Origin of the sequence: Alteromonas ponticola (assembly GCF_012911815.1) — a bacterium.
In the GTDB taxonomy this organism is placed as follows: domain Bacteria; phylum Pseudomonadota; class Gammaproteobacteria; order Enterobacterales; family Alteromonadaceae; genus Alteromonas; species Alteromonas ponticola.
On record NZ_JAATNW010000003.1, the window covers coordinates 38,707 to 51,684 of the forward strand.

11 protein-coding genes are annotated in these 12,978 nt (G+C 48.0%); 3 read left to right on the forward strand and 8 right to left on the reverse strand.

Features of this window, described 5'->3' with window-relative positions:
• Together HCJ96_RS05085 and HCJ96_RS05090 are read left to right on the forward strand one after the other, a co-directional pair.
• Entirely contained in the window at positions 1–3,144 is a 3,144-nt protein-coding gene (locus tag HCJ96_RS05085) for an efflux RND transporter permease subunit (protein WP_169209970.1), read from the forward strand.
• A gap of 43 nt (positions 3,145–3,187) precedes the next feature.
• Positions 3,188–3,667: a GNAT family N-acetyltransferase gene (locus HCJ96_RS05090; RefSeq protein WP_169209971.1), complete on the forward strand. Its 480-nt coding sequence runs from the start codon at positions 3,188–3,190 to the stop codon at positions 3,665–3,667.
• Positions 3,668–3,711: 44 nt separating this feature from the next.
• On the opposite strand, the gene HCJ96_RS05095 is transcribed toward HCJ96_RS05090, so the two are convergent.
• From HCJ96_RS05095 to HCJ96_RS05125, 7 genes are all read right to left on the reverse strand, one after another.
• A complete protein-coding gene (locus HCJ96_RS05095; RefSeq protein WP_169209972.1) occupies positions 3,712–3,990 on the reverse strand; it encodes a peptidylprolyl isomerase in 279 nt (92 codons plus the stop codon).
• Positions 3,991–4,253: 263 nt separating this feature from the next.
• Positions 4,254–5,789, reverse strand: coding sequence for a sulfatase family protein (locus tag HCJ96_RS05100; protein WP_169209973.1), 1,536 nt, complete (start codon positions 5,787–5,789; stop codon positions 4,254–4,256).
• Between the two features lie 244 nt (positions 5,790–6,033).
• On the reverse strand, positions 6,034–6,783 hold the full coding sequence (locus HCJ96_RS05105; RefSeq protein ID WP_169209974.1) for an SDR family oxidoreductase: 750 nt from the start codon (positions 6,781–6,783) through the stop codon (positions 6,034–6,036).
• Between the two features lie 11 nt (positions 6,784–6,794).
• Positions 6,795–7,490 carry a histidine phosphatase family protein gene (locus tag HCJ96_RS05110; RefSeq protein WP_169209975.1) on the reverse strand — a complete coding sequence of 232 codons (696 nt, stop codon included), beginning with the start codon at positions 7,488–7,490 and terminating at the stop codon, positions 6,795–6,797.
• The gene (locus HCJ96_RS05115) at positions 7,490–8,557 is read right to left on the reverse strand and encodes a phosphotransferase family protein (protein WP_169209976.1); all 1,068 of its coding nucleotides are present in this window, start codon (positions 8,555–8,557) and stop codon (positions 7,490–7,492) included. The genes HCJ96_RS05110 and HCJ96_RS05115 overlap by 1 nt, the downstream gene beginning before the upstream one ends.
• A complete protein-coding gene (locus tag HCJ96_RS05120) occupies positions 8,550–9,398 on the reverse strand; it encodes an SDR family oxidoreductase (RefSeq protein ID WP_169209977.1) in 849 nt (282 codons plus the stop codon). Before HCJ96_RS05120 ends, HCJ96_RS05115 begins: the two co-directional genes overlap by 8 nt.
• Positions 9,395–10,627: an acyl-CoA dehydrogenase family protein gene (locus tag HCJ96_RS05125; protein WP_169210345.1), complete on the reverse strand. Its 1,233-nt coding sequence runs from the start codon at positions 10,625–10,627 to the stop codon at positions 9,395–9,397. Before HCJ96_RS05125 ends, HCJ96_RS05120 begins: the two co-directional genes overlap by 4 nt.
• Before the next feature lie 109 nt (positions 10,628–10,736).
• On the opposite strand from HCJ96_RS05125, the gene HCJ96_RS05130 reads away from it, so the two are divergent.
• Positions 10,737–11,642, forward strand: a complete 906-nt coding sequence (locus HCJ96_RS05130; RefSeq protein WP_169209978.1) for a LysR family transcriptional regulator — start codon at positions 10,737–10,739, stop codon at positions 11,640–11,642.
• On the opposite strand, the gene HCJ96_RS05135 is transcribed toward HCJ96_RS05130, so the two are convergent.
• Positions 11,636–12,970 (reverse strand): glycoside hydrolase family 2 TIM barrel-domain containing protein, encoded by a 1,335-nt coding sequence (locus HCJ96_RS05135; RefSeq protein ID WP_169209979.1) that lies wholly within the window; start codon positions 12,968–12,970, stop codon positions 11,636–11,638. The genes HCJ96_RS05130 and HCJ96_RS05135 overlap by 7 nt on opposite strands.
• Positions 12,971–12,978: the final 8 nt, after the last annotated feature.

Consider the following 12,978-nt stretch of genomic DNA (forward strand, 5'->3'; position numbering starts at 1 on the left):
ATGAATGACAACTACGATACCCATAAGGGCATTATTGCCTGGTTTGCGCGCAACTCCGTTGCTGCCAACCTGCTCATGTTTTTCCTCATTGTCATGGGGATTGTTGGCTATAACACCATTCAACGTCAGATGTTTCCCAACATCGAGATCAATTATATCGAGATATGGGCACAGTACCCTGGCGCGTCACCGCAGGAAATTGAAGAGAGTATTCTCATCAAAATTGAAGAATCGGTGAAAGACGTTACCGAAATTAAGAAAACCGTGTCGCGCGCTTTTCGCAATAGTGGTCGCGTAGTGTTTGAAGTCGACACTGGTGAAGAATTAAAAGATGTCATGGACAAGGTGAAGCTGCGGGTGGATAGCATCGCCACCTTCCCCGCTGGTATGGAGCCAGTCACCGTTTCACAGATTGAATTCAAACAAGATGTCATCGAAATGCCGCTGGTGGGTGATTTACCGCTGGATGAGCTTAAACAGCTGGCCAAAGAAGTTGAAGATGAATTACTGCAATTAGGCACTGTTTCATTGGTCGATATGGGCGCGCCGGATGATGAAATTGCGGTGGAAGTGCTGCCTGAGATGTTGCGTCGTTATAATCTCACCATTGATGATGTTACCCGCGCCATTAGCAGTTACTCCACCAATCTTTCAGCAGGTCAGATAAAAACCCAGGCCGGATTAATCTCGGTGCGGGTAGAAAATCAGTTCTACGATGGAAAAGAGTTCGAGTCGATTCCTATCAAAATCGGCGAAAATGGTTCGCGGGTTTTACTTTCCGATATCGCCACCGTAAAGGATGGTTTTACTGAAGGTGAACGTTACTTTAAATACAATGGCAAAAACGCCATTTACATGTCAGTTAAAGCCACCAAAACTCAGAACATGATCCCGGTCGCGGAGAATGTCAAAGCGTACATAGAGGAAAAAAACAAGACCTTACCCCACGGTGTCAGTCTGGAAGTGTTGGTTGATATGACATACTATCTTAACGCCCGCCTGGACATGATGCTTAAGAACCTGTTTCAGGGGTCGATTCTGGTGGCGTTGATGTTGACGCTTTTCTTGCGTTTCCGCCTGGCGTTCTGGGTCATGATTGGATTACCTATCTGTTTTTTAGGTGCGGTCATGCTTATGCCTGTATTCGGTGTCAGTATCAATATTCTGTCCTTGTTCGCCTTTATTATGGTGCTGGGTATCGTGGTCGATGACGCGATTGTTATAGGAGAAAGCGCCTACACAGAAATAGAGCACAAAGGCGGCGGTATAGATAACGTTATCCGCGGTGCCAAGCGCGTGGCGACACCGGCCACCTTTGGTGTACTGACTACGATCGCGGTATTTGCACCTTTTACCTTAAGCAGTGGTCCGGACGGTGCGTTCTTCTACAACATTGCCGTGGTGGTCATCTTGTGTCTGTTTTTCAGCTTAATCGAGTCCAAGCTTATTTTGCCCGCCCACATTGCGCACACTAACTTTAAACCAATCAAACCCGACAGTTGGCGTGCCAAATTCAACACCCGTTTTAACGGCATCATACATGGGCCATACCGCAGAACGGTTGAAAAAGCTCTAGAGTGGCGCTGGGCGGTGTTGATGATGTTTGTCGCTATGCTATTAATAAGTTTAGGCTTAATGGCTGCCAATTACGTACGTTTCGTACCACAACCTAAAGTACCGCATGATTTCCCCAGCGTCCGTATTGAGATGAACAGTAATGTTTCTGATACCGCGGTTATCGACGCCTTGCGCACGATTGAAAGCGTCATCTATAGCGAAGAGGAGAAAATCAAGCAGGAATATGGTACCGGCATGATTAAAGATCTTCTTGCGTTCAATCAGGAGCGTACTGAGGGTCGAATTGTAGTACCGCTGGTACACGAAGATAAGCGCCCGTTTGATACCTTTGAGCTGGCCCGTCGCTGGCGTGAAGCCATCCCTGAAATTCCCGGCATGAAGTCGTTCGTGGTACAGGATGACGTCAACGGAGGCGGTGAGGATGGTGAGTTTGGTTATCTCCTGTTCGGACCCGACATTCAAACGTTAAATGCAGCTGGTCGCCAGTTTATCAGTATGCTTCAGCAGCAAACGGGGCTGTTTGATGTCAGTTCAACCATCGACCCGGAAAGTAAAGAAGTACAGATGACGCTGTTGCCGGTAGCCTACGATTTGGGGATTACCTTATCTACTATCGCAAATCAGGTAGGTGCGGGGTTCTATGGGGGTGAAGCACAGCGGGTGATCCGTGACGGTGAAGAAGTGCGCGTAATGGTACGTTACCCCGAAATGACCCGCGCGCGTTTCGCTGACCTGAAATACACGGTTATCACCACCCCTTCGGGTAAAGAGGTCATGCTCGGTGACGTAGTAAGACTGGAAGAAAAACCGGGGATCAGCTACATACGCCGTGAAGGTGGCTATCGCAGTGTCTATGTCTGGGGCTCAATTGATGAAATTGCGATTGAACCTAACGAAGTGGTTGAACAAATCGACGACAAGTTATTACCGCAGCTAAAAGAGCAGTTTCCCTCAGTAATGACGGAACTAGGCGGTGATATTGAAGAGCAACAGGCCCAGCAAAATGAGCAGATCCTGTTTTTTGTCGCGGCAATGATACTGGTTTATATTTTATTGGCGGTGCCTTTAAAGAGCTATGGCCAGCCGTTAATTATCATGTCGGTTATTCCATTTAGTTTAACTGGCGCCATCTGGGGTCACTTCCTGTTTGGCATGGATTTAAGCATGATGTCGACCTTCGGTCTTATCGCCGCCGCCGGGGTGGTGATTAATGATTCGTTGGTGATGACAGATTATGTTAATCAACGCCGCAAACAGGGCTATGCGATTCGTGAGGCGGTCGCTGAAGCTGGTGGTGCCAGGTTCAGAGCCATTACGCTGACCTCGATCACTACCTTTGTAGGCGTGTTGCCCATCATGTTTGAAACCAGCTTACAGGCGGCCTTTGTTATTCCTATGGCCATAGCACTGGGCTTCTCGGTACTCTATGCCACTCTGGTGACTCTGATACTGGTGCCCTGTCTGTACCTAATCCTGATTGATTTAGGTGTGCCGTTCAGATGGATAGCGAATAAAATTCGCAAGAAACCTGCAGAGCCGGATGCAGCCATCATTCATTCGAAATAATTTATAGGGGCTTCTACAGCCCCTTTTCTTTTAAGGAAGCTTTATGACACTTTTCATCCGACCAGCGACAGCCAATGACGCTATTTTAGTCCACCAGTTTATTACCGAGCTGGCGATTTACGAAAAAGCAGAAGATGAAGTCGAAGCCTCTGTTGATGATATTAAACGCTCGTTGTTTTCCGAAACTGCCACTGCCCATTGTGTCATTTGTGAAGACGATGAGATGCCAGTCGGGTTTGCCGTTTTCTTCTACAACTACTCGACCTGGCAAGGCAAAAACGGCGTGTACCTTGAAGATCTTTACGTGACTCCAGATGCCAGAGGAAAAGGTGCCGGCAAAGCACTACTGAAATATCTGGCTAAACATGCGGTAGATAATAATTGCGGCCGATTCGAATGGAGCGTGCTGGACTGGAACAAACCGGCCATAGATTTTTATGAATCGTTTGGAGCTAAAGCCAAAGACGAATGGCTGGGCTATCGACTGTCAGGTAAAGAGTTAATCGCCTTTGCAAAAAACTGACAGTATTTAGTGTGTGCTGCGGATTCATGAGCACTTCAAAAAACCTAACTGCGATACACCGTCTTAATCAAATGAAAACCAAATTTGGTTTTGACCGGGCCATGCACTTCAAACAGGTTTTTTTTGAATACAACATCGTCAAAGGCTTTGACCATATCTCCACGATTAAACTCTCCTAAATCCCCTCCGCGTTTGCGGGAGGGGCAGATAGAATGCTTTTTAGCCAACTGCTGAAAGTTAGCGCCGTTGGCCAGTTGTTGTTTAAGGTTTTCAGCTTCTTCTTTTGTCTTTACCAGAATATGGTAGGCGCTGGCTCGTGGCATGGAATTCTCTTATAACTGCGGTTTTGTGAAGTATAAATGAATCGCCTTCCCCACCAAAGCAATACAACCACAATAAGGGCGTCGAAAGACTCAGGGCGTGAAGCGGACGAATGTGATCCCGTTAAAAGAAGCCGGTATACCCAGGCATTGTGTATTGGTTAGCAATACTTTTTTAAGCTTTATAATAACAGCGTGGGAGGTTGCGGCTTGCGCCGCAATTTCGCCTTTTTTTCATTGGGATAAATGTTGAATAACTTTTTTTTCTACAGTCGATTTTTAAAATAGGTATCAAATTGAAGACCAATTGGCGTACTTAACTCTCGTAACTCATCTTGCCTGAACATTTGTTTATCCCATTCCCAAAATAATTCTCTAAGTTGACCGGCTTCATCTGGCAGAACATCGATCAGGTTCTGGGTTTCATTTGGGTCATTCACAATATTAAAAAGGTATTCTCTTTTTATACCCGCCTGCAAATACTTATAATCACCTTTCCTGACAGCCCGCTGATCATAAAATCGCCAATAGAGTTCCCTTTGTTGAAATTGATCACCTGCCCCATCTTGGTTGGTGAGTAAAGGTACGACATCTAAGCCATCCATCCCAACTGTATCGGCATTAGCAACCTTTGCAGCGGTAAATCCAATGTCCAATGTCGAAACAGGTTCTGTTCTCACTTCTCCTTTTGGAAAGTTTTTAGGCCAACTAACAATGAAAGGAACCTTAATTCCCCCTTCGGTCAGCATGCCTTTTTCTCCGGTGAGAGGCGTATTAACTGAGCCATCCCAAACGCCCCAATTGCCGTCATCCAAGGGCTCATCAGGCATCGAAATTCCAGTGGGTGCACCATTATCGCTGGTATACACAATTAACGTATTTTCTAAAAGACCGTGTTCTCTAAGTGCATCCTGAATTTGGCCGACACCACGATCAATGGCATACATCATAGCCAAACCGTAACGTCTGCGGGTTTTCATGTCACCACTAAAAAGCGCTAAATCTTCTTCTTTTGCTTCGAGCGGAACGTGGGGCCCAAATGGCGCAACGTAAAGAAAAAACGGCTCATCATGATGACGATGGATAAACTGAACCGCTGCTTTGCTGACTAAGTCCAAGCGATACTCATTGTCCTCAACGTAGTCAGCTTTCGCATCTTTACCTTCCTTTGTAAAGTTTCGCCAATACCATTTGCGTGAACCTGCAAATACGTCGTCAAAACCGCGGTTGTCAGGAAAATATTCTCTTCTAACCTCGAAGGGCACCTCTGTCGCCTTGAACGGAACGATGGAAGGGTAGTTTTGAGCTCCCCAGACATCAGAATTGTTATCAATATCAATATTCCACTTTCCTGCCATACCCGTAGCATACCCCGCACCTTTTAGTCTCTCTGCAATCGTAGTGACACTTAAATCCATTGGTGTGAAGTAATTATTGTCAAGGCCGAATCGCTGTTGATATATCCCGGTTAACAAGCCTGCACGAGAAGGAGTGCACTGAGGGGCAGTAACATAACCATTTTCGAAACGCACGCCAGAAGCTGCTAACTCATCAATGTTGGGGGTAAGAATGTCACTGACAACGTTTTGCGCACCAACATCGGCATACCCCTGATCGTCGGTGAAAATGACGATGATATTGGGTCTTTCATCGGCAACGCGATCCTGTTGCGGGTCCTCGTTCTCAGACGAACCGCAGGCGGTTAGGAAAAATGCGAGTACACTAAAGATTGAAAGGCGAAACAAACTGACAGGCAGTAAGTTAGCAAACACCAAATTACTGAGCAAACGACTAGTAAACAAACCGAACTCCTTTTCCCTGAATAACCAATAATACCGCAAGCCCTGAGCTTATCTTAAACATCAGGTTACACTGATAAAAACTGCATTATTTTATCAGTATTGTGCCTAAGAAAAACACTTTTTATTCGACCCGCTCGAAAAATATTTTAACGCTTAATATTGGTTAAAAAGTGGCTTGATGCTACCGGCTTACCAGATAAGAGACCAGCGCCACTGCTCCAGATAGTACTGATATTTAAACCTTTTAACTCATTCCTCTCAAGGACTTCGCCGGAACCATCCTCAAAACCCAGTGCATCCACGCCCAGGGCCATGCTGGGACATAAGTGTTGGCTTTCTCCTTTTCAATCGCTTTGACCAGGGCTTTACAGCCGGTTTCGGTATCCACGATAAACGGCACTTTTTCGACTTTTTCATTAATTTCGCTGCGAATAAACCCGGGGTGCACGCAACTCACTTTAATGGGTGTGTTCATCACATCAATGCGGATACCCTCACTCATGGATGTTAATGCTGCTTTGGTGGCGGCATACACTGTCATCGCGCGACGGAAACCACGCACCGCACTGATTGAAGAAATGGTGACCAGGTGCCCGACATTTTGCTCGCGAAATATTTCCATGGCCGCCTCGGCTTGCGCCAGCGCGGCAACAAAGTTTGTTTCGGCTGTTTGTTTATTGGCATGAAAGTAACCTGTGCCTACCGACGCCCCTTTGCCCATGCCCGCATTAATGATCATCCGATCCAGCTGCCCCATTTCCTGCTGAAATTCTCGGAACACGGTGAATACGTCGTCATGCTGATTAACGTCCAGCGATTTTATCGATACGGTGATGGCCGGGTTGATCTCCAGTAACGTTTTTTTAAGCTCTTCCAACCGCTCCATGCGGCGGGCGCACAATGCCAGATTTCTGCCTTTTTTAGCAAACTCGACGGCCATGCCTTTGCCGAGTCCAGAACTGGCACCTGTGATGAGGATATTTTTTCTTATCATGTCAAACCCGATTATGTATAGGTAATAAACCGCTTATCCGCGGTATTGGCAAAAACGCTGTGTTCATTAAGACTGGAAAGGGAAAGTTTGCGACTCTTACCGCGCACAATGAGCTTGGTGATGCCACCGTTCACCAACATCCAGTTGATTTTCATTAAGTCGGTCAGCGGTAAACCGAGAAGCTTGCAGGTAATCAGGCTAATGGGGCCCCCTGAGGTATACACCACCGACGCCTGATGCTCCGACTTGCGTACTACATCCAGACCTTCAAACACTCTGGCATTGAAGTAATCCCAGCTTTCAGAATACTCATCATCATGTTCGCCCCTCATCCAGCGGTCCATTGCATTTGTGATCGCCTGCTTGAAAGCATCAATAGGATTGGGGTGGCTTCCTAATAATTCCTTGGTTGAAGCTGGTGTGGCCAGTCGCTCATCGTAACGGGCGAGAATTTCCCGATGATCATACTCGTTCCATTGCGGCATAACGTGTACATCGAGCCCTTCACCGTATTCAGGTAAACTGTGCTCTGCGGTTTCCTGATGGCGTAGCAAATCGCCCCGGTATATCGCGTCTGGCACGACTTTCTGATAAGCCATTGCACGTCCCACAAATGCGGCCTGCTCGATACCCAGATCAGATAACTTGTCGTAATCATCGGCATGAAAACTCGCCTGCCCGTGTCGGATCAAATAAATTGCTGCCATTAGCCACCTCGCCGCTTGATTGCCTTTTTGCTCCGCCAAAGCAAATAATGTACGAAAATCCAAAACCGTTTGAACGCCGGATTTCCAGTCTGTCCATGATGATAACGATAGTATATCTGCTGAACAATGGCGGCCAACCGAAACAATCCATACACTTCATAAAAGGTGAAATCATCACAGTCAATCTGGTTTTTAGACAGGTAGTAATCCACCACCTCTTTGCGGGTGAGCATGCCGGGTAAATGTGTCGGCTGTCTGCGTGTGGACTGGGCCAGAAAATCATCGTCAGCCTGCACCCAGTACGCCAGCGAATTTCCTAAATCCATGAGCGGATCGCCCAACGTGGCCAGTTCCCAGTCCAGCACGCCGGTAACGCGAGTGTAGTCATCCGGATCAAGCACCAGATTGTCAAACCGGAAGTCATTGTGAGTTAGACATATGGTTTCATTCGCTGGCATGTTGTTTTCAAGCCAGCGCATGACAAACTTAGCCGAAGGCACATTCCAGGTTTTAGCATTTTGATAACGCTGACTCCAACCGGCGATCTGGCGTTCGATGTACCCTTCACCTTTGGCTAACTGATTTAATCCGGTTTGATGAATATCAACCTGATGGAGCTGGATAAGACAGTCAATGACATTTTTGCACCACTGCGTGGTGCGTTGAGGCGACAACGCCACGCCTCTGGGCATGTGCTTGCGCGGTATAATGCCCACCAGCTTTTCCATTACATAAAAGTCGGTGCCCAGCACCGATTCATCTTCACACATTGCCAGCATTTCAGGCACGTAGGGATAAACCGGTTTTAACGCCTTTTGCAGGGTATATTCCCGTTGCATATTGTGGGCACCTTTGGCTTTGGTGCCTGCCGGTGCCCGTCGCAATATCAAAGCTCTATTGTCGTACTCGAGACAATAGGTCCAGTTAGACGCCCCGCCACTATACTGGGTAACCGCAGGCTTTCCTTCCAGCGCATCGATATGTTGTTTGAGCCAGGTATCGACCGCCGCAACATCGAGTTCTTCCCCTTGTCTGACCGCACCTGCCTTGTCAATAACGTCAGCCATGGTGAGTTTGTCCCTTCCGTGCTTTTAACACCATCTTTTTAGTCGCCTTGATAATTTTGTTCAGGTACCAATCCATAGGCAGCCATTTTTTCATCAAATACGCTGTCTTGCCGCTTTTATGGGTGAGAATGAGAAAACGCCGTTTCTGAGCCTGTTGCCACACTTGTTCAGCGACTTGCTCTGCCGTCATTTCAGCACGACTGAATTGGCGTTGAATGCTGTCACGCATAATTTGTTCACTGGTGCGCATTGACTCATCCAGATTGGTTTTGAAAAAGCTCGGACACACAACACTGACGTCGATATTCTCCGGTGCCAGCTCCGTTTTCATAGTTTCAGAAAAAGAAACCACCGCGGCTTTTACCGCATTGTAACTGCCCATCAGCGGAATTGGCGTGACGCCCGCCTGTGACGCGACGTTGATAAAATAACCGTGACCCTGCTGACGAAATACATCAACCATGCACTGCGTTACTTTAACCATACCAAACAGATTAATATTAAATACCCACTGCCACTGCTCCAACGACTCCCCGTTGAGCGAGCCCCCTGTGGCAACCCCGGCGTTATTGATAACAATATCAACGCCTTGCCATCTATCTACGATTGCGTTTTTAGTCGCTTCTATATCTGCTTCATCGGTAATGTCACATTGGATGAAAAAGGCGTCTGCCCCCAGCGCTTCTAATGCTTGAACGGTTTCTTCACCGCGCTGTTGATGAATATCTGCAATACAGATTTTAAGTGTACCCTTGTGCTGATAATGAGTCGCCCAACAAAGCGCCAGTGCTTTGCCGAAGCCGGTCGCACCGCCGGTAATGAGTAATCGAGACGCTGTCATTGTATACCTTTTTGATATTTCGCCAGTTCCAGACGGGACACCATGCCCATATGCACTTCATCAGGGCCATCGGCCAATCGTAGCACTCTGGCCGCGGCATGGAATGCGGCCAGAGGGAAATCCGCGGACACGCCTGCACCACCATGGAGTTGAATGGCCATATCGCTGACTTCCTGCAACACATTTGGCACCACCACTTTAATCGCAGAGATTTCGGTCATGGCCTGCTTGACCCCATAGGTGTCAATTTTCCAGGCTGCGTTTAACGTTAACAGACGCGCCTGATCGATTGCTATACGTGCTTTCGCCACCCGCTCCTGATTTCCACCCAGTTTGATAATGGGTTTACCAAATGCCTCACGCGCAAAACCACGCTTGATCATCAACTCCAGACAGCGTTCAGCCGCTCCGATGGCGCGCATACAGTGATGAATACGGCCTGGCCCCAGTCGCCCCTGCGCAATAGCGAAGCCTTTTCCCATTCCCATGATGAGGTTTGCTTTGGGTACCACCACATCGGTTAGCTGCATTTCGCCATGACCATAAGGCGCATCGTAATCCTGACTTGCAGTAAGCATGCGCTTAATTTCAAGCCCTTTACTGTCAAGTGGCACCAACACCATTGCATGGCGGGCGTGTTTTTCATTCTCAGGGTTGGACAACCCCATAAAGATGGCCACTTTTGCACCCGGGTGGCCCAGTCCTGTTGTCCACCATTTAGTGCCATTTAACACCAGGTTATCACCTTTTTCGACGATAGTGGCCTGCATATTGGTGGCATCTGATGAAGCTACATCGGGTTCGGTCATGGCAAAAACGGAGCGAATTTCACCATTCAGTAAAGGCGTTAGCCAGGCTTGCTTTTGTTGTTCATTACCAAAATGATAGAGCACTTCCATATTGCCGGTATCTGGCGCGTTACAGTTAAATATTTCGGGCGCAAACAACACTCTTCCCATTTCTTCGGCTAACGGTGCATATTCCAGACATGTCAGCCCCTGCCCTAACTTATCGTCCGGCAAAAACAAATTCCATAACCCCGCCTGTCGCGCTTTTTGCTTTAGCGAGGGTATCGGTGAAGGCACCTTCCAGTCCTGCCAGTTACCATGGTGATTAAGGCGATGATTTTCTTCGGTAACCTGTTGCTCAAGCGGGTACACATGCTGCTGCATAAACTGCTTCAGTTTGGTTAGATAAGCCTGACATCGGGCATTGGGCTGAAAATCCACGTTACTCTCCCTCATTGATATACCGTATAACCCTATTCCAGCTTAGACCATGAATGAAGTGAAAAATATTGATAGTATACTGTGAACAATATTCATCAATGGAAGACTTATGCTGGCGGATAAGCAACTGCAGCAACTGGATTTGAATCTGCTTAAGGTTTTTGAAGTGTTATATCTGGAGCGCAACATGACGTCGGCCAGTAAAGTGCTGTTTATCAGCCCCTCGGCAGTCAGTCACGCGGTAAAGCGCCTGCGCAGTGCGCTGGATGATGAACTGTTTGTCCGCAAAGGCATGCAGCTGGAGCCCACGCCAGCCTGTAAGAAGATTGCGCCCACGGTCGTAGATTTGCTCAGCAAACTTCGCAAAACTTTACAACAATGCGGGCAGTTTGAACTGGCACAAACTCAGCAAACCTTCGTTGTGGCGATCCATGATGCGCTCGAACCGCTGGTGTTGCCCGCCTTGCAGCAACAGTTACAGCAGCGCGCACCACAGGCAAAACTGAAAAGCGTTAAGTTAGATCGCAACATGGTGGCCAGGCAACTGACCAACCGTCAGGTGGATGTGGTGATTGATGTCGCCAGAGCGATTCAGTCGCCCATAAAACATCAACCCCTCACCAGTGATAACTTTGCGGTGCTGATGGCCAGACACAATCCGGTTGCGACTGCATTTTCACCCGATGCCTATTTATCAGCAGAACATATTGCGGTGTCAAATCGCAGCGACGGACACGTCGTAGAAGATATCAGCCTGTTGCAATTAGGGCTAAACCGAAAAATAACCATTCGTTGCCAGAATTACCATTCAGCTAAGAAAATTGTAAAAGGCACGTCATTGCTGCTGACGTTGCCCTCGCTGCTCGCCGCTGAGCTGCTTGACGCTGATTTGCAGGTTATGCCACTCCCCGTGTCGGTATCAGCCTTGTCCACCCATCTGTACTGGCATCAGGATACTGAGCAGGATGAGTCCATAAACTGGCTAAGAAGCGCGATTACTACCTCTTTTTACTGATTTTTGTTTACCCAGAAAGGGATATTGGCATAGGCCGCTTTACCATTGGCGTTGGTGACATAGACAAACAAGCGGTATGCACCAGGCGTTGCAGGGGCATTAAAGGTTACCATTCCTAATCCATTGCTTCGCACGTTGAGCCCCTTGACCGCCTGGGGGCGCGATTCGGGATCGCCGCCGGCTTTTATGTCCGTACTTTCAGGTAACACCTCCCACTGAATGGCCGGGGTGTTATCATCCGCGGAGGTAAACACCACCTCAGCATTCAATTCCTGCTCCGCTGTTACGGTAACATTATCAAAACGGGACTGGCGCTCCAGGCTTATTTGTTCGATGGAAGGCGCGCGTTGCTCAGGCCACTTGCCCGTCCAATTATAGGTCAGGGTATTGACAACTTCAGTGGCATGCCCCGATTCAGTGAACACACCATACCAGCTAGGCGTTGTTTCCTGCTTTTGGCCCCACAGAAAAGCAAATGAACCTAACGCGCGTCCTTTGGCCGCGATGATGCCCTGCTGATACCGGTCCTGATAGGATGCCGCTTTTTCAGTGCTGATTTGCTCAATGGGCGCTTCCCACTGGGTTTTCTCCACCTGCCAGTGTCCCGTAGGGCCCCATTCGGTGACAACGAAGGGCCCGGAATACCCCATATCGAGTAAGTCCTGAGGAAGTGTTTCAAGGCCCCCATACATGTTGATGCTTAGAAAATCCAGGCTCGGCACGCGCTCCTGTATCAATGCCAGCTTATCCTTATCGATGCCTGCGGTAACGGTAGTAACAGGATGATTTTCATCCACTGTCTGGATAAAATTGGCAATGTCTTCAATCGCATACCAGACATCTGTATTGGTATAAAACAAATCTACTTCGTTTCCTATGCCCCAGGCCAGCAACGCAGGATGATCCTTAAACTGCAGCACCTCATCTTTTACCCGCGCGAACTGCTCCTCAACGGCTTGTTTATTACTATAGTCAAAGCCGTGTCGTTCGTGTCCCAGGCTAATACCCAGCATCACTACAAGATTATTGCGATGGGCTTCATCCAATAGCTTTTTGGCGTTATCAGTTGACCAGGTACGAAAGGCATTTCCGCCCGCATCCGCTAATGCGACTAAATGGCTGGTTCCGCCCGCCCCTTTGATAAAAAAGGGCTTGCCACCACGGTATAGCTGGAAATAGCCATTGTCGTTTCTGACTTCAACCGGCACCGGGGTTGAAAATACCGTTGATGGTTCAACCGCTTCTGGCGATGGCGATGCTTGCTGACTGGCACAAGAAACGCACAAAAACAGAACGATAGCGTAAGATATAGAACGAAATAGCGGCATCAGGTGTC